27 protein-coding genes are annotated in these 17121 nt (G+C 45.3%); 26 read left to right on the top strand and 1 reads right to left on the bottom strand.

All coding sequences use genetic code 11. The features are described 5' to 3' along the window. Positions 1-9 precede the first annotated feature (9 nt). The 26 genes from rplE (at position 10) to BTO30_RS06020 (ending at position 16143) form a co-directional block, all read left to right on the top strand. Complete coding sequence (gene rplE, locus BTO30_RS06145) at positions 10-549, top strand: 50S ribosomal protein L5 (RefSeq protein ID WP_075397849.1); 540 nt, start codon at positions 10-12, stop codon at positions 547-549. A gap of 24 nt (positions 550-573) precedes the next feature. Continuing rightward, positions 574-759 (top strand): 30S ribosomal protein S14, encoded by a 186-nt coding sequence (rpsN, locus tag BTO30_RS06140; RefSeq protein WP_046176559.1) that lies wholly within the window; start codon positions 574-576, stop codon positions 757-759. 30 nt (positions 760-789) lie between these two features. Continuing rightward, complete coding sequence (gene rpsH / locus BTO30_RS06135; RefSeq protein ID WP_075397848.1) at positions 790-1185, top strand: 30S ribosomal protein S8; 396 nt, start codon at positions 790-792, stop codon at positions 1183-1185. Between the two features lie 30 nt (positions 1186-1215). After that, the gene (rplF, locus tag BTO30_RS06130; RefSeq protein ID WP_075397847.1) at positions 1216-1752 is read left to right on the top strand and encodes a 50S ribosomal protein L6; all 537 of its coding nucleotides are present in this window, start codon (positions 1216-1218) and stop codon (positions 1750-1752) included. Positions 1753-1786: 34 nt separating this feature from the next. Further along, complete coding sequence (gene rplR / locus BTO30_RS06125) at positions 1787-2149, top strand: 50S ribosomal protein L18 (protein ID WP_075397846.1); 363 nt, start codon at positions 1787-1789, stop codon at positions 2147-2149. 20 nt (positions 2150-2169) lie between these two features. After that, positions 2170-2670: a 30S ribosomal protein S5 gene (gene rpsE, locus BTO30_RS06120; protein WP_075397845.1), complete on the top strand. Its 501-nt coding sequence runs from the start codon at positions 2170-2172 to the stop codon at positions 2668-2670. A gap of 13 nt (positions 2671-2683) precedes the next feature. Further along, complete coding sequence (gene rpmD / locus BTO30_RS06115) at positions 2684-2866, top strand: 50S ribosomal protein L30 (RefSeq protein WP_075397844.1); 183 nt, start codon at positions 2684-2686, stop codon at positions 2864-2866. A gap of 32 nt (positions 2867-2898) precedes the next feature. Continuing rightward, positions 2899-3339 carry a 50S ribosomal protein L15 gene (gene rplO / locus BTO30_RS06110; RefSeq protein WP_075397843.1) on the top strand — a complete coding sequence of 147 codons (441 nt, stop codon included), beginning with the start codon at positions 2899-2901 and terminating at the stop codon, positions 3337-3339. Beyond that, on the top strand, positions 3339-4640 hold the full coding sequence (secY, locus tag BTO30_RS06105) for a preprotein translocase subunit SecY (protein WP_075397842.1): 1302 nt from the start codon (positions 3339-3341) through the stop codon (positions 4638-4640). The genes rplO and secY overlap by 1 nt, the downstream gene beginning before the upstream one ends. A gap of 48 nt (positions 4641-4688) precedes the next feature. After that, a complete protein-coding gene (locus tag BTO30_RS06100) occupies positions 4689-5342 on the top strand; it encodes an adenylate kinase (protein WP_075397841.1) in 654 nt (217 codons plus the stop codon). Further along, positions 5342-6088: a type I methionyl aminopeptidase gene (gene map / locus BTO30_RS06095; RefSeq protein ID WP_075397840.1), complete on the top strand. Its 747-nt coding sequence runs from the start codon at positions 5342-5344 to the stop codon at positions 6086-6088. The genes BTO30_RS06100 and map overlap by 1 nt, the downstream gene beginning before the upstream one ends. Positions 6089-6131: 43 nt before the next feature. Then, the gene (gene infA, locus BTO30_RS06090; RefSeq protein WP_018395177.1) at positions 6132-6350 is read left to right on the top strand and encodes a translation initiation factor IF-1; all 219 of its coding nucleotides are present in this window, start codon (positions 6132-6134) and stop codon (positions 6348-6350) included. A gap of 39 nt (positions 6351-6389) precedes the next feature. After that, the gene (rpmJ, locus tag BTO30_RS06085) at positions 6390-6503 is read left to right on the top strand and encodes a 50S ribosomal protein L36 (RefSeq protein ID WP_000868344.1); all 114 of its coding nucleotides are present in this window, start codon (positions 6390-6392) and stop codon (positions 6501-6503) included. A 23-nt stretch (positions 6504-6526) separates the two neighbouring features. Then, positions 6527-6892 (top strand): 30S ribosomal protein S13, encoded by a 366-nt coding sequence (gene rpsM, locus BTO30_RS06080; protein WP_075397839.1) that lies wholly within the window; start codon positions 6527-6529, stop codon positions 6890-6892. A gap of 25 nt (positions 6893-6917) precedes the next feature. Then, on the top strand, positions 6918-7307 hold the full coding sequence (gene rpsK / locus BTO30_RS06075; RefSeq protein ID WP_075397838.1) for a 30S ribosomal protein S11: 390 nt from the start codon (positions 6918-6920) through the stop codon (positions 7305-7307). Between the two features lie 152 nt (positions 7308-7459). Further along, a complete protein-coding gene (locus BTO30_RS06070) occupies positions 7460-8404 on the top strand; it encodes a DNA-directed RNA polymerase subunit alpha (RefSeq protein ID WP_075397837.1) in 945 nt (314 codons plus the stop codon). 36 nt (positions 8405-8440) lie between these two features. After that, positions 8441-8833 carry a 50S ribosomal protein L17 gene (gene rplQ / locus BTO30_RS06065; RefSeq protein ID WP_075397836.1) on the top strand — a complete coding sequence of 131 codons (393 nt, stop codon included), beginning with the start codon at positions 8441-8443 and terminating at the stop codon, positions 8831-8833. Positions 8834-9240: 407 nt separating this feature from the next. Next, entirely contained in the window at positions 9241-10080 is an 840-nt protein-coding gene (locus BTO30_RS06060; protein WP_075397835.1) for an energy-coupling factor ABC transporter ATP-binding protein, read from the top strand. Further along, positions 10056-10919, top strand: coding sequence for an energy-coupling factor ABC transporter ATP-binding protein (locus BTO30_RS06055; protein ID WP_075397834.1), 864 nt, complete (start codon positions 10056-10058; stop codon positions 10917-10919). Before BTO30_RS06060 ends, BTO30_RS06055 begins: the two co-directional genes overlap by 25 nt. Then, positions 10916-11713, top strand: a complete 798-nt coding sequence (locus tag BTO30_RS06050; protein WP_075397833.1) for an energy-coupling factor transporter transmembrane component T family protein — start codon at positions 10916-10918, stop codon at positions 11711-11713. The genes BTO30_RS06055 and BTO30_RS06050 overlap by 4 nt, the downstream gene beginning before the upstream one ends. 14 nt (positions 11714-11727) lie before the next feature. After that, entirely contained in the window at positions 11728-12474 is a 747-nt protein-coding gene (gene truA, locus BTO30_RS06045; protein WP_075397832.1) for a tRNA pseudouridine(38-40) synthase TruA, read from the top strand. A gap of 151 nt (positions 12475-12625) precedes the next feature. Beyond that, positions 12626-13063 (top strand): 50S ribosomal protein L13, encoded by a 438-nt coding sequence (rplM, locus tag BTO30_RS06040; protein ID WP_075397831.1) that lies wholly within the window; start codon positions 12626-12628, stop codon positions 13061-13063. A 25-nt stretch (positions 13064-13088) separates the two neighbouring features. Beyond that, complete coding sequence (rpsI, locus tag BTO30_RS06035) at positions 13089-13481, top strand: 30S ribosomal protein S9 (RefSeq protein WP_075397830.1); 393 nt, start codon at positions 13089-13091, stop codon at positions 13479-13481. A 100-nt stretch (positions 13482-13581) separates the two neighbouring features. Then, on the top strand, positions 13582-14262 hold the full coding sequence (gene cwlD, locus BTO30_RS06030; RefSeq protein ID WP_075397829.1) for an N-acetylmuramoyl-L-alanine amidase CwlD: 681 nt from the start codon (positions 13582-13584) through the stop codon (positions 14260-14262). 78 nt (positions 14263-14340) lie between these two features. Next, the gene (locus tag BTO30_RS06025) at positions 14341-15405 is read left to right on the top strand and encodes a P-loop NTPase (RefSeq protein WP_075397828.1); all 1065 of its coding nucleotides are present in this window, start codon (positions 14341-14343) and stop codon (positions 15403-15405) included. A 132-nt stretch (positions 15406-15537) separates the two neighbouring features. Next, the gene (locus BTO30_RS06020; protein WP_075397827.1) at positions 15538-16143 is read left to right on the top strand and encodes a KinB-signaling pathway activation protein; all 606 of its coding nucleotides are present in this window, start codon (positions 15538-15540) and stop codon (positions 16141-16143) included. A 22-nt stretch (positions 16144-16165) separates the two neighbouring features. Here BTO30_RS06020 and BTO30_RS06015 read toward each other — a convergent pair whose 3' ends face one another. Next, positions 16166-16858: a polysaccharide deacetylase family protein gene (locus BTO30_RS06015; protein ID WP_075397826.1), complete on the bottom strand. Its 693-nt coding sequence runs from the start codon at positions 16856-16858 to the stop codon at positions 16166-16168. Positions 16859-17121 lie beyond the last annotated feature (263 nt).

Raw genomic sequence — 17121 nt, 5'->3', positions numbered from 1 at the left:
GTATTCTAAGTGAACCGCCTTAAAGAAAAATATCAAAAAGAAATCACACCTGCTCTTGTGAGCAAGTTCAACTATACGTCAGTTATGCAAGTGCCTAAAATTGAAAAAATCGTCGTGAACATGGGTGTCGGTGAAGCTGTTCAAAACGCAAAAGTATTGGACACGGCTGTTGAAGAATTGCAGCAAATCACTGGTCAAAAGCCAATGGTCACTCGTGCGAAAAACTCAATCGCAGGATTCCGTCTTCGTGAAGGTATGCCAATCGGTGCGAAAGTAACTCTTCGCGGCGAGCGCATGTACGAATTCCTTGATAAACTTGTTTCTGTTTCACTTCCACGTGTGCGCGACTTCCGCGGCGTTTCTAAAAAAGCGTTTGACGGCCGCGGCAACTACACGTTAGGTGTTAAAGAACAGTTAATCTTCCCTGAGATTGATTACGATAAAGTATCAAAAGTACGCGGCATGGACATCGTTATCGTCACTACTGCCAACACGGACGAAGAAGCTCGTGAATTGTTAACACAAATTGGAATGCCGTTCCAAAAGTAATCGCTATATAAGGGAGGCGAAAACGTGGCTAAAAAATCAATGATTGCGAAACAAAAACGCACACAGAAGTTTAAAGTGCAAGAGTACACACGCTGCGAACGCTGCGGACGTCCACACTCTGTATACCGCAAATTTAAACTTTGCCGTATTTGTTTCCGTGAACTAGCTTATAAAGGTCAAATTCCTGGCGTTAAAAAAGCCAGCTGGTAATACACTGATTCCGGAAGGAGGTAAAAACAAATGGTTATGACAGATCCAATTGCTGACTTGCTGACTCGCATCCGTAATGCGAATATGGTTCGTCACGAAAAACTGGAAGTGCCTGCTTCCAAAATTAAACGTGAAATCGCTGAAATTCTTAAACGTGAAGGTTTTATCCGTGACGTTGAATTCATCGAAGACGACAAACAAGGTGTTATCCGTATTTTCTTGAAATACAGCGGCAACGAGCGTGTAATCACTGGCTTGAAGCGTATTTCTAAACCAGGCCTTCGCGTTTATGCGAAAGCTGACGAAGTACCACGTGTACTTAACGGACTTGGTATTGCGATTCTATCTACATCTACTGGTGTAGTAACAGATAAAGAAGCCCGCGCTAAACAAGTAGGCGGCGAAGTACTCGCTTACGTTTGGTAATAATCTTTTAAAGAATGGAGGTGCGAAACTATGTCACGCGTAGGTAAAAAAGTAATCGAGCTTCCAGAAGGCGTTACGATTACAAACAATAACAATGAAGTGACTGTCAAAGGTCCTAAAGGAGAATTGACTCGTCAGTTTAACAAAGATTTGACGATTGAAGTGGAAGGCAGCACAGTAACTGTCGTACGTCCTTCAGAGTCAAAAGAACACCGTACAATCCACGGAACAACTCGTGCGCTTCTTGCTAATATGGTAGAGGGCGTATCAAAAGGATTCGAACGTAACCTTGAGTTGGTTGGTGTCGGTTACCGTGCTCAAAAACAAGGTGCGAAACTTGTTTTGAACGTAGGTTACTCTCATCCTGTGGAATTCGAAGCTGAAAAAGGCATCGAAATCGATGTACCTGCTAATACAAAAATCAGCATTAAAGGGATCGACAAAGAGCGCGTTGGTGCAATTGCTGCTAACATCCGCCAAGTTCGTCCTCCTGAGCCTTACAAAGGCAAAGGTATTCGCTATGAAGGCGAACAAGTACGCCGCAAAGAAGGTAAAACAGGTAAATAATGCCGCGTAGGCAATAGAAAGGAGTGACCTCGGGATGATTACAAAACCTGATAAAAATAAAACGCGTAAAAGACGCCACGCTCGTGTACGTGCGAAAATTGCTGGTACAGAGGCGCGTCCACGCTTAAACGTATTCCGTTCTAACAAGCATCTTTACGCTCAATTGATTGATGATGTAAAGGGTGTTACACTTGCAAGTGCTTCAACTATTGAAAAAGATTTCGGTCTTGAATCAACAGGCAACCAGGAAGCTGCTGCGAAAGTTGGCGAATTGCTCGCTAAACGCGCAACTGAAAAAGGTGTCGCTTCTGTTGTATTCGACCGTGGGGGCTACCTTTATCATGGCCGCGTTAAAGCTTTGGCTGACGCTGCTCGTGAAAATGGCCTTGAATTCTAATAAAAGGAGGGACACATTTAATGCGTCGCATTGATCCAAACAAACTCGAACTTGAAGAACGCGTAGTAACGGTCAACCGTGTGGCGAAAGTTGTGAAAGGCGGACGCCGTTTCCGCTTTACTGCACTCGTTGTCGTTGGCGATAAAAATGGTAATGTCGGCTTTGGAACTGGTAAAGCGCAAGAGGTTCCAGATGCTATTCGCAAAGCGATTGAAGATGCGAAGAAAAATCTTGTATTTGTACCGATGGTTGGCACAACATTGCCTCACCAGGTTATCGGTCATTTCGGTGCGGGAGAAGTTTTATTAAAACCTGCTTCTGAAGGTACTGGAGTCATCGCAGGCGGACCTGTCCGTGCGGTACTTGAACTTGCTGGTGTTGGTGACATTCTCTCCAAATCACTTGGTTCAAACACGCCGATCAACATGGTTCGTGCTACAATCGAAGGATTGAAAGAACTGAAAACAGCTGAAGAAGTTGCAAAGCTTCGCGGCAAGTCTGTAGAAGAACTGTTAGGATAAGGAGGGAATCATAATGGCTGAAAAATTACAAATTACCCTCACTCGCAGCCTGATCGGACGTACGAAGGATCAGCGCGAAACTGTTAAGGCACTTGGTCTTCGCAAAATGCACCAAACGGTTGAGCAAAATGACAACCCTGCAATTCGCGGCATGGTCAATAAAGTGTCTCATCTTGTGACTGTTACAGAAAAATAATTATATTTTATAGAACAAGGAGGTGCACAAGCATGAAACTTCATGAATTGAAACCAGCTGAAGGTTCCCGCAAAGAACGCAACCGTGTTGGACGCGGAACTGGTTCCGGTAACGGAAAAACGTCCGGTAAAGGTCATAAAGGTCAAAACGCACGTTCCGGCGGCGGTGTACGTCCGGGTTTTGAAGGCGGACAGACTCCTTTATTCCGTCGTCTTCCAAAACGCGGCTTTACGAACATAAATCGTAAAGAGTATGCGGTCGTGAATGTTGATACGTTGAATCGTTTCGAAGAAGGCACAGAAGTTACGCCTGAACTTCTTATCGAAAACGGCATCGTGAAAAGCGAAAAAGCAGGAATCAAAATTCTTGCGAACGGCAATGTAGAGAAAAAGCTTACTGTTAAAGCTCACAAATTCTCTGCTGCTGCAAAAGAAGCAATTGAAGCGGCCGGCGGTAAGACTGAGGTGATCTGATGTTTCGCACAATCTCCAATTTTATGCGCGTGGGTGATATAAGAAAAAAGATTATATTCACCCTTCTTATGTTAATCGTGTTCCGTATCGGTACATTCATTCCTGTTCCTTATGTTAATGCGGATGTTCTCCGCATGCAGGAACAGGCCGGTCTAATTGGATTTCTTAATACGTTCGGCGGAGGAGCTCTTCAAAACTTCTCGATCCTTGCAATGGGAATCATGCCGTATATTACAGCGTCCATCATCGTGCAGCTATTGCAAATGGATGTCGTGCCCAAGTTCACGGAATGGTCGAAGCAAGGTGATGTCGGGCGGCGTAAACTGACACAGTTTACACGCTATTTCACAATTGTGCTCGGCTTTATTCAAGGTCTTGGTATGTCATACGGATTTAACCGTTTGTATGGCGGCATGCTTGTCGAAAACAACAGCTTTGCCGGATACTTGTTAATTGCCCTTGTGCTGACGGCAGGTACGGCTTTCCTTATGTGGCTTGGTGAGCAGATCACGGCTAAAGGAGTCGGCAACGGAATCTCGATCATCATTTTTGCCGGGATTGTTGCGGCGATTCCAGGAGCGGTAAATCAAATCTATGCACAGCAAATCGAAGGAGCAGGCGATCAGCTCTTCCTCCGCATTGTTGTTCTTGTTTTGATCTTGCTTGCTGTACTGGCTATTGTTGTAGGGGTTATTTTCTTCCAGCAGGCTTTGCGGAAAATTCCGATTCAATATGCGAAACGCGTTGGAGCAAGTGGTGGCATGGCACCGGTTGGCGGCCAGTCAACTCATCTTCCGTTGAAAGTAAATGCTGCGGGAGTAATCCCGGTCATCTTTGCGATTTCATTTTTGATCACGCCACAAACAATTGGTTCGTTTTTTGGTTCAAATGATATCACGAATAAAATTCAAAATATCTTTGATTATACGCAGCCAATCGGTATGGCGATCTATGTCGCATTGATTGTCGCATTTACGTATTTCTATGCTTTCATTCAAGTAAACCCTGAACAAGTTGCTGACAACTTGAAAAAGCAGGGTGGATATATTCCGGGTATTCGTCCCGGGAAGAACACACAGGATTATTTGACAAACGTGCTTTACCGTCTGACATTCGTCGGTGCAATTTTCCTATCAGTCGTTGCTGTGCTGCCTGTTTTCTTCATTCAATTCGCGGGTCTTCCACCAGCGGCGCAAATCGGCGGTACAGGTTTACTCATCGTCGTCGGTGTGGCACTTGAAACAATGAAGCAGCTGGAAGCACAACTTGTAAAGCGTCATTATAAAGGCTTTATGAAGTAAGCGCGGTGAGGCGTGGCTTCACTCTAATCAGACTGAGGGGGTATTTCAATGAATCTCGTGTTAATGGGATTGCCTGGTGCCGGCAAAGGGACTCAGGCAGAGAAAATTGTTGAAAAGTACGGTGTTCCGCACATTTCAACCGGTGACATGTTCCGTGCTGCAATGAAAGATGAAACGGAACTTGGCCTAAAAGCAAAATCGTTTATGGATAAAGGGGAGCTCGTTCCGGACGAAGTAACGATCGGAATTGTGCACGAACGCCTATCGCAGTCTGACTGCGCACAAGGATTTCTTCTTGATGGATTTCCGCGTACAGTTGCACAGGCAGAAGCGCTTGAGGACATTCTGGCAAACCTGAATCGTCAAATTGATTATGTCATTAACGTTGATGTTGATAAAGACATCTTAATGGCACGCTTAACAGGCCGCCGCATTTGCAAAAGCTGCGGTGCGACGTATCATCTTGAATTCAATCCGCCATCTCAGGAAGATAAGTGCGATCGCTGCGGCGGTGAGCTTTATCAACGTGCAGATGACAATGCGGAAACGGTTCAAAACCGCCTTGACGTTAACTTAAAGCAGACGGAACCATTGCTTGCTTTTTATAACGAAAAAGGGTATTTGAAAAACATTAACGGTCAACAGGACATCAATGTCGTATTTGAAGATATTGATTGGCTTCTTGAAGGCCTACGTAAATAATGATCATTTGTAAAACCCCTCGAGAACTGGAGATTATGAAAGAAGCGGGGCGTATTGTTGCGCTTACACACCAGGAATTGCAAAACCATATCTCCCCCGGCGTGAGTACGATGGAGCTTGATGAAATCGCTGAAGCGTGCATTAGACGATTTGGCGCAACTCCTTCTTTTAAAGGATACAACGGCTTTCCAGGCAGCATTTGCGCTTCGGTTAACGAAGAGCTTGTGCATGGAATTCCAGGTGACCGTCGTTTAGAAGAAGGTGACATCATCAGCGTTGATATCGGTGCGTACTATAAGGGTTATCATGGCGACTCGGCCTGGACATATGCTGTCGGCCGGATTGCACCTGAGACGGAGAAGCTTCTCGAAGTAACAGAGGAATCGCTTTACATCGGGCTCAATGAAGCGAAACCGGGTGAACGTCTTTCAAACATCTCCCATGCAATTCAAACGTATGTGGAATCGAATGGCTTTTCAATCGTTCGTGAGTATGTTGGCCATGGTGTCGGGCAGAACCTTCATGAGGCTCCACAAATTCCTCATTACGGTCCGCCGGGAAAAGGTCCAGTGCTGCAACCCGGAATGGTGCTCGCGATCGAACCGATGGTCAATGCCGGTCGTCGTTACGTAAAGACACTTGAGGATAATTGGACTGTCATTACGCAGGATGGAAAAATGTGTGCTCATTTTGAACATACAATTGCGATAACCGAAACAGGCTTTGATATTTTAACGAAAGCTTGATGGCAAAAGCCAATCGGCATGAAAAGTGAAGGGAGATGAAAAAATGGCGAAAGACGATGTAATTGAAATTGAAGGTACAGTCACTGAAACTTTGCCAAACGCCATGTTTAAGGTAGAATTGGAAAATGGGCATACTATTTTAGCGCATGTTTCAGGCAAAATTCGTATGCACTTTATCCGAATCCTGCCTGGCGATAAAGTAACAGTAGAACTTTCACCTTATGATTTAACACGCGGACGGATCACGTACCGTTACAAATAAACATATATGGCGCTCCGGACTATTAAGGAGGTTGGAGAAATGAAAGTAAGACCATCAGTAAAGCCAATCTGTGAGAAATGTAAAGTTATTCGCAGACGCGGCAAAGTTATGGTTATTTGTGAAAACCCTAAGCATAAACAAAAACAAGGCTAATTTTAAAGGGAGGTGCACATTTTATGGCACGTGTAGCAGGTGTTGATATTCCACGCGATAAGCGTGTAGTTATCTCATTAACTTATATTTTTGGTATTGGCAGACCGACAGCTGAGCAAATTCTTGCTGAAGCAGGTGTGTCTGAAGATACGCGCGTTCGTGATTTGACGGAAGATGAATTGAACAAAATCCGTGACATCGTTGACCGCTTGAAAGTGGAGGGTGACCTTCGCCGTGAAGTATCTCTTAACATTAAACGTTTGATGGAAATCGGTTCATTCCGTGGTATCCGTCATCGCCGCGGACTTCCAGTACGTGGACAAAATACAAAAAACAACGCGCGTACTCGCAAAGGCCCGCGTAAAACTGTAGCTAACAAGAAAAAATAATCGGTAAAGGAGGCAGAAACAAGACATGGCTCGTAAACAACAATCTCGCAAGCGTCGTGTGAAAAAGAATATTGAATCTGGTATTGCACACATCCGCTCAACATTCAACAACACAATCGTCACAATTACAGACGTTCACGGTAACGCTCTATCATGGTCAAGTGCAGGTGCTCTAGGTTTTAGAGGATCACGTAAATCTACTCCGTTTGCTGCTCAAATGGCTGCTGAAACAGCTGCAAAAGCATCAATCGAACATGGTATGAAAACACTTGAAGTAACAGTAAAAGGCCCTGGTTCAGGTCGTGAAGCAGCAATTCGTGCTCTTCAAGCAGCAGGACTAGAAGTTACGGCTATTAAAGACGTGACACCAGTTCCTCATAATGGCTGCCGTCCTCCAAAACGTCGCCGTGTTTAATCTTCCTGAATAAAGGATAACTATTCCGGTTATAATGGAAAATTGACTGTTTTGATTCAGGAATTGACCACTTGTTTTGTAAAATCGGGAATGGTAAACATGGGGAATTTCGGCTCGCCGAAGTTTCGACGTATTGAAGGAGGGAAAATGGAATGATCGAAATTGAAAAGCCAAAAATTGAAACGGTTGAGATCAGCGATGATGCTACATTTGGAAAGTTCGTCGTGGAGCCACTTGAGCGCGGATACGGTACAACTCTAGGTAACTCCTTGCGTCGTATTTTATTATCCTCACTCCCTGGTGCTGCGGTTACGGCCATCCATATTGATGGAGTGCTGCACGAATTCTCAACAATTGAAGGCGTCGTAGAAGATGTAACATCGATCATTTTGAATATCAAAAAGCTGGCGTTGAAGATTTATTCCGATGAGGAAAAAACGCTTGAAATCGATGTACAGGGTCAAGGAACCGTAACGGCTGCCGACATTACTCATGACAGCGATGTGGAAATTTTAAATCCGGATCTGCATATTGCGACATTAGGTGAAAATGCTAATTTCCGTATGCGTTTGACGGCACAACGCGGTAGAGGGTACAACCGGGCTGATCACAATAAAAAAGAAGATCATCCAATCGGCGTCATTGCGATCGACTCCATCTATACACCTGTTTCCCGCGTGAATTTCCAAGTGGAAAATACGCGCGTTGGACAGCTTTCAAACTTTGATAAATTGTCACTGGACGTATGGACAGATGGCAGCATCGGACCGAAAGAAGCCATTTCTTTAGGGGCGAAAATTTTAACTGAACATCTTAACATTTTCGTAGGATTAACCGATGAAGCACAGCATGCGGAAATCATGGTTGAAAAAGAAGAAGACCAGAAAGAAAAAGTGCTTGAGATGACGATCGAAGAACTTGATCTTTCCGTCCGTTCTTACAACTGCCTGAAACGCGCCGGCATTAATACAGTTCAAGAACTTGCGAACAAGAGCGAGGATGACATGATGAAAGTCCGTAACCTTGGCCGTAAATCTCTTGAAGAAGTAAAAGCGAAATTGGACGAGCTTGGTCTCGGCTTACGAAAAGAAGATTGATTTAAATCAACGACATCTATAAAGGAGGGTATCTTCATGGCTTACAGAAAGCTAGGACGTACAAGCGCTCAGCGCAAAGCGATGCTGCGTGATCTTACAACGGATCTTATCATCAGTGAACGCATCGAAACGACTGAAGCACGCGCGAAAGAATTGCGCTCAGTTGTAGAAAAAATGATTACACTCGGTAAACGTGGTGATTTGCATGCCCGCCGTCAGGCTGCTGCATTCCTTCGTCACGAAGTCGCTTCTACTGTTGAAGTAGAGAAAAACGGCAAAACGAAAGAGCAGCCAGTGTACGCTCTACAAAAATTATTTGATGATGTGGCACCGCGCTACACAGAGCGTCAAGGTGGCTACACACGCATTATGAAAGTCGGTCCACGCCGCGGCGATGGCGCACCAATGGTGATTATTGAGCTTGTTTAATAGCCAATAAGACCGCGAAATGGGCAGAACAAAACAAAACCTTTGCTTTGTTTTGCCTTTTTTTTATCCTTTTAAAAAGTGCAAGTTTTTGGACAATGTCCAGCTTCAGGCACCCAGTCCCTCGGAGGCCCACACGATATGGGTCACAAAGGCGTTGCAGCAGGAATCTGCGATTTTCGCCTTTGTTCAATGCCCGATTCGTCTTATGTCTGCCGGGCTTGAGCGGCTGCCTTGCGCTTTTCGATTAACAAGCTTAGAGCGTTACGATGGGCGTACCACTAGCTCCAACGTGCGTCCCGTCTAGCTCATGCACCCCTCAACCCGACCGCAGGCAGCGGCAAGAATGTTGTATTCTTTGGTGCGGGGTGCGGGCTTTTTTTGTTTTTGCAGAAACAGGGGGATAGAGGATGAGCGAGAAAGTCATTTCAATTAAAGGGGTTTCTTTTCAATATCCGGAACAGGAGACGTTTGCCCTGCGCGAGGTGTCATTTGATGTATATAAGGGAGAGTGGCTGGCGGTTGTCGGTCATAACGGTTCCGGTAAATCAACATTGGCCAAAATGTTAAATGGACTTCACTATCCGTCACAGGGGACGGTCTCAATCGGCGGGTATAAACTGACTGAAGAACATGTATGGTCCATACGCGGAAAATTAGGAATGGTCTTTCAAAATCCTGATAATCAATTTGTTGGAACAACGGTACAGGATGATGTGGCTTTTGGGTTAGAAAATAACGGTGTTGAACATGGCGTCATGCAGGAGCGTGTTTTCGCCTCTCTTGAAAAAGTAGGCATGACTGCTTTTCTGAATCAAGAGCCGCACCATCTTTCCGGCGGACAGAAGCAGCGTGTTGCAATTGCCGGTGTGATCGCCCTGCGCCCGGACATCATTTTGCTGGATGAAGCGACATCGATGCTTGATCCGCTTGGCCGGGAAGAAGTCATGAATACGGTTCGTGAATTGAACGAAAAAGAAGGATTAACGGTTATTTCAATTACACATGATCTTGAAGAGGCGGCAAAAGCCGACCGTGTGATCGTGTTGAATGAAGGACGGCTGTATATAGAAGGGACGCCGGCAGACATTTTTCAACTGGACCGGGAATTGGTGCAGCTTGGCCTTGGTGTGCCGTTTGCGGTTCAAATGAGTCAGCTGCTGGCGGATGCCGGCCTGAAGCTGTCACAGCGTCATTTCAATGAAGAAGAGCTGGTGAATGAATTATGGACATTAAACTTCGAGAAATAGAATACCGTTATGCGGCCGGTACACCATTTGAACGCTCGGCCATTGCGGATGTGACATTTGATATCCCTTCCGGCCAGTACGTTGCCATTATCGGCCATACCGGATCCGGAAAATCAACTGTTCTGCAGCATTTAAATGTGCTCCTCAAGCCGTTAAAAGGGGAAGTCCAGATTGGAAACCGGACTGTTTCGTCAGGGCGGAAAGAAAAAAATTTAAAAGACGTCCGCCGGCGAGTCGGGATCGTGTTTCAATTTCCGGAGCATCAGCTTTTTGAAGAAACGGTCGAAAAAGATATTTGCTTCGGTCCAATGAATTTTGGCGTAATGGAAGAAGATGCGAAGAAGCGGGCGCGGGCGGCGATCCAGCTTGTCGGGCTGCCTGAAGAGGTGCTCGGAAAATCACCGTTTGATTTATCCGGAGGACAAATGAGACGTGTGGCGATTGCAGGTGTCCTCGCAATGAAGCCGGATGTACTTGTGCTGGACGAGCCGACAGCCGGACTTGATCCACGCGGCCGCCAAGATATGATGGACATGTTTGCAAAGCTGCAAAAGGAGAACGGAATGACTTGTGTGCTTGTCACGCACAGCATGGAAGATGCGGCGCGGTATGCGGATACAATTGTCATTATGCATAAAGGACGAGTGTTCCGGACCGGGGCGGCGCGGGATATTTTTAGTGATGCGGGCAGTTTAACAGATGTTGGCCTTGATGTGCCGGAAACAGTCCGGTTTCAGCGGCTGTTTGAGCAGCGTCTTGGCCGGCCGCTTGGCAAAGTATGTTTAACGCCGGAAGAACTCGCTGCTGAAGTGGGAAGACTGCGGGGTGAACAATCATGATGGAGAAACTGATTATTGGCCGCTATTTGCCGGCTGATTCCGTTGTGCATGGGATGGACCCGCGGGCGAAGCTGCTCTTTATTTTTATATTCGTTTTGATCATTTTTTTAGCCAATAACCCGGTGACGTACACACTTCTTGGAGCGTTTACTTTGTTTGCTGTCTTTCTGTCAAAAGTGAAACTGCGATTTTTAGTGAATGGGTTAAAGCCGGTGCTTATTCTCATATTGTTTACATTCCTGCTGCATGTTTTTTTTACGAAAGAAGGAGACATGATTGCGCGAATAGGCTTTTTGACGATTTATGAAGGCGGCGTTATAAAAGGCGTTTTTATTTCACTCCGCTTTTTCCTGCTTATTTTCGTTACATCGCTCCTTACACTTACAACACCGCCTATTTCCGTAACGGATGGGATTGAAAGCTTATTCGGACCGTTAAGGAAAATAAAGGTGCCTGTGCATGAGCTGGCGCTGATGATGTCCATTTCACTCCGTTTTATTCCGACACTGCTGGATGAAACAGATAAAATTATGAAGGCCCAGATGGCACGGGGAGCTGATTTCTCGAGCGGTTCGATTCCGGACCGAGTGAAAGCTGTCATCCCTCTTTTAATCCCGCTGTTTGTGAGCGCGTTTAAACGGGCGGAGGAGCTGGCGGTGGCCATGGAAGCAAGAGGCTATAAAGGGAGTGAAGGACGGACGAAATACCGCCTTCTGCACTGGAGCCTGCGGGATACGATGGCCATGCTGCTTCTAGGTGCACTTTCGGCAGCGCTTTTCATGTTAAGAAGTTAATAGGAGAGATCAAATTGAAACGGATAAAATGTGAGCTCATGTACGACGGTTCCCGCTTTTCCGGCTACCAGTCACAGCTGAATGACCGTACTGTTCAGCAGGAGCTTGAGAAAGCACTCTGGAAGATTCATAAAAAAATGCCGATTAAAACGCACGCCTCAGGCCGTACAGACGCCGGTGTACACGCAATGGGACAAATCGTTCATTTTGATACCCCAATCGATATGCCGGCTGACAGGTGGGCACGTGCGCTCAACGGAGAACTTCCGTCCGACGTCTCTGTAAAGCGGACTGAGGCAGTGCCGGATACGTTCCATGCGCGTTATTCGGTAACGGGGAAAGAGTACCGTTACCGTATATACCGGACGCCGTACCGCGATCCATTTCGTACATCCTACGCCTATCATTACCCGTACCCGCTGGACGTGGAGCGAATGAAAGCAGCGGCGGTTCATTTAATGGGTGAACATGATTTTACATCGTTTTGTTCGGCAAAGACGGATAAAGAGAATAAAGTACGGACTGTCACAAATATATCGTTTATGGAAGACGGAGATAATCTTGAAGTGCGCTTTACCGGAACAGGATTTTTATATAATATGGTGCGGATTATGATGGGGACATTAATAAAGGTCGGCAATGGCCGAATGGAGCCGGATGAGGTGGCGAAAATTTTAGCGGACCGCAGCCGCAGGCACGCCGGACAGACGGCACCTGCTGCCGGATTGTATTTATGGCAAGTGTTTTATCATAGCAACTAAACCGAGTGTTGCATTTTTTCTTGACAATGAATTGAAGACGATATATTATAGCATATGGTATGTTATTTGACCCCACGATAAGCCCCGGAAACTTATTCGTGATATAAATACATGGAACCGTAAAAACATTAACAAATCAGGAGGGTAAACAATGCGTACGACTTACATGGCTAAAGCAGGCGAAATCGAGCGTAAATGGTTCGTTATCGATGCTGAAGGCAAAACATTGGGCCGTCTATCAAGCGAAGTAGCATCTATTTTGCGCGGCAAACATAAACCAACTTTTACACCGCACGTTGACACTGGTGATAATGTGATCATCATCAACGCTTCTAAAATTGAATTGACTGGTAACAAACTTCAAGGGAAAATTTACTACCGTCACAGCATGTATCCAGGCGGTTTGAAAACACGCACAGCACAGGATATGCGTGCGAACAACCCTGAAAGAATGCTTGAGCTTGCAATCAAAGGCATGCTTCCAAAAGGTTCTTTAGGACGTCAAATGTTCAGAAAACTTCATGTTTACGCTGGAGCGGAACATAAACATGAAGCACAACAACCGGAAGTTTACGAACTTCGCGGATAATAAAAATTAAAAGGAGGAAATGACATTGTCACAAGTTCAATACTTAGGCACAGGACGCCGTAAAAGCTCAGTAGCCCGCGTACGCTTAGTACCAGGCGAAGGTAACATCGTAATCAACGGCCGTACTGCTGAAGATTATATCCCATTTGAAGCGCTGCGCACTGTGATCAAACAGCCGCTCGTTGCGACTGAAACAGTAAACAGCTACGATGTACATGTAAATGTAAACGGAGGCGGCTACACAGGACAAGCAGGAGCGATCCGTCACGGTATCGCCCGCGCTCTTCTGCAAGCTGATCCGGAATTCCGTCCGACACTTAAACGTGCCGGCTACCTTACTCGTGATGCACGTGCGAAAGAGCGTAAAAAATACGGTCTTAAAGGCGCTCGTCGTGCACCGCAGTTCTCAAAACGTTAATTTTTCGTTATCAAAAATCCTTTCTCCAATTTGGGGAAAGGATTTTTTTCATTTGCAGACACGCATGTTCATATACTGGTTTTAACGAGGGGGACTGTATATGAAGCGGGTTGCTGTTGTGGTATGTCTTATTGCCATCGCCGCCTTTTTTTATCAGGATATTAAGCCGGTATTTAATTCGTGGAGACCGCCGCTTACGGATGTCACGATCATAATTGATCCTGGGCATGGAGGAGTCGACGGGGGAGCGGGAGACAAGGAAGCACTGGAAAAAGATATTGCGCTGTCCGTATCTGAAAAATTGAGAGAGCATTTAAACGGCCAAGGGGCAATCGTTCTGATGACGCGGGAGGAAGATACGGATCTTGCCCGTAATGAAACGGGGAGAATCCGCACGAGAAAAGCAGAGGATTTGCGGAAAAGAAGCGAGATGATCAACGACACAAATGCGGACATGTTTATCAGCATTCATTTAAATGCGATCCCATCCGAAAGGTGGCATGGCTCCCAGACGTTTTACTCGGCTCACGTGCCTGAAAATAAAAAGATAGCAGAATCGATTCAGCGTGAATTGACCGATAACCTCGAAAACACAGACCGTCAGCCGGCTGAGATTGGACATGTGTATATTTTGAAAGAAGCAAAAGTTCCCGGCGCACTCGTTGAAATTGGCTTTTTATCGAATCCGCAAGAGCGGCGCTTATTGATGGATGATGAGTATCAGGAAAAAACGGCCGCCTCTATTTCCCGCGGAATATTACACTATTTTAAAAGCCGGTAACCGTTTTCCATTCTTCATTTACTTGATTATGATATACTGAATTAAGTGAAGATTATAAATGAAGGATGGTGCTCCCAAATGATCACAGAATCGCAAGTACGCGACATCGTGAAAGCCCTTGAAGACCCTTTTTTACATAAAACACTTGCGGAAACGGGCGGCATTGAAGACATTTCAATCAAAGAAGAGAAAAATCATGTAAGCATCAAGATCGCGATTGCGCAGACAGGTACACCTGAACAGCTGCAGCTTCAAATGCGAATCGTAAATACGCTGAAAGAAGCGGGTGTGGAGACAATTGGTATTCGCTTTACCGAACTGTCTGACGAAAAAATCGCACAATTCCGCGGTGCGGATGCCGCCGAAAAAAACGAAGGTCTTCTGTCACCTGACAGTCACACTGTTTTCTTGGCGATCGCCAGCGGAAAAGGCGGCGTCGGCAAGTCAACGGTATCCGTTAACTTAGCTATTTCGCTTGCCCGCCTTGGCAAAAAAGTGGGTCTCGTGGATGCCGATATTTACGGATTCAGTGTTCCGGATATGATGGGGATTACGACTCGCCCCGTCGTTCGCGGAGAAAAAATATGCCCCGTTGAGCGTTTTGGTGTGAAAGTCATATCAATGGGCTTTTTCGTTGATGACAATGCCCCTGTTATTTGGCGCGGTCCGATGCTTGGCAAAATGTTGAATAACTTCTTTTCGGAAGTAGAATGGGGCGACCTGGATTATTTGCTGCTGGATTTGCCGCCTGGAACCGGCGATGTTGCTCTCGACGTGCATACGATGCTGCCGCATTGTAAAGAGGTTATTGTTTCAACACCGCATCCAACGGCCGCATTTGTTGCTGCCCGTGCCGGCGCAATGGCACTGCAGACTGATCATGAAGTGGTCGGTGTCATTGAAAACATGGCCTACTTTGAAAGCAAAACTACCGGTGAAAAAGAGTATATTTTTGGCCGCGGCGGCGGGGATAAGCTCGCTGACGAATTACGCACGGAGGTACTCGGGCGGCTTCCGCTTCAGCAGCCGGACTGGGATGAAACGGACTTTGCTCCATCCGTTTACGCAGAAGATCACCAGCTTGGCGCTATTTATCAAGAGATTGCAGAAAAGCTCGATGCAAAATTGTCTTCGGCAAAATAATCGATCGCTTCCGGAACTGTTTCCGGAAGCTCTTTTTGTGAAAAGACAAAAATTGTCCACGGCTCGCTGCCTTTCTTTTTCACAGCTGTATTGTTACAATCGAATCAGAAGAAAGTACAGGAGGATTTTCGCGTGGGTATACGAAACTGGATACGATTTTTTACACATACATTGCTGATCGGCGGAGCGGTGACGGGTGTTCTTGGATTTATTATTCGCTGGAATGAGTTCGCACCTCTTTTTGCAAACGGAGAATGGAGTGAAGTATTATCTGTTCTCGCATGGCTTATCGGTGTCGGTTTTACTTTCAGTGTGATCAGTCAGATGGGCTTCTTCGCCTATTTAACCATTCACCAATTTGGACTCGGATTATTCCGCTCATATTGGAATTTTATTCAGATTGCCCTTATTGTTGTCGTGCTGTTTGATCTCGTCTATTTCCGGTTTAAAGCGTTCAGCAGTGAAGGGGAAGCCATCAGCTCCTATCTTATTCTTGCAGCGATCCTCCTCATAGTCGGACTGGCTGTTGCCTGGCTGAAAGGGAAAGGAAAAAACAAGAATGTTTTTATTGCAGCGCTCTTCTTCATGATTGTTGTCACGACGCTTGAGTGGCTGCCGGTTTTGCAGGCGAACGAAGAGAGCTGGCTTTACTTAATGCTCTTCACCCTGTTACCATGCAATGCATTTCAGCTGTTATTATTGCCGAAATACAATCAAAAAGTTTCAAAAGCCCGTTAATCAATGGCTTTTGAAACTTTTTTCATGGAATATATTCGATATCCGTATTTCCTCCGACCATTTCAGACAAGCTGATCAGTCTCTCTTTAGCGGACAAAATAGAAATCATTTTTTTGGTAATATCCAGATCAGAATCAAGATTTAATAAAACAATATCCCCTTTTTCCACTTCTTTTACAAAAGCTGAAGCAGAGCGGCTTCGCAGATCTACACCCCATTGGACAGGCAAAAACCCGTGAGCGGCTGCAACCTTTAACATATTGTCATGTACCTCACCATCAGCAGCCCGTAAGAAAATAACTTCTTTCTTCCCATATGCAGAAAGAATTTTTTTTACCTTAGAGATTTCTTGAATGATCACATCCTCGCTTGAAGAGTCAGTTAAAAGGACACCTATATCAAATGCTCTGTCAACGAGCAGCTTTGCCGTTTTCGGATGGTGCTCAAGCCAGGAAGATGTTACAAAAAAGGAAGCGGTTGATTCGTTTTCAATAAGAAGCTTGACTAATTTGCTTACATTTTTTTCGGGATGATCTGCATTTACTGTTAAAGAAATGCCATCGTGACCGGCATAAACGGCTTTCATCGTTCCATTCATTGAAATAACCGGCTGCTCATTTTTCGGTTGCAAAGAAAATAAAAGAAGACAGGCTATACAAAGAAAAAGCGCCGTCCATTTGAGTTGTTTAGCATGTATGAACAGAAATGGCATCATCGTCGGAGCCCCCGATTTAGAAAGATTATTAAGAGTATATGGATAAAAAATAAAAAAATACGAAAAAACAATTGACCTTTTATAACGAATCATGTTAAATTAAATTTTGCCGCTGCGAAAGACTCAGAGGTGTTAAAAAACATTGAAAAAATGTTGACAACACAAAAGGCAAAAGATATAATATGAAAGTTGCTGTTGAACAGCACGATTGAACATTGAAAACTGAACAAAATCAATAAAATCGTCAACGTTTAAACGAAAAG

Source organism: Domibacillus antri (assembly GCF_001936625.1).
GTDB lineage: Bacteria > Bacillota > Bacilli > Bacillales > Domibacillaceae > Domibacillus > Domibacillus antri.
This window is presented reverse-complemented; position numbering and strand designations above follow the sequence as displayed.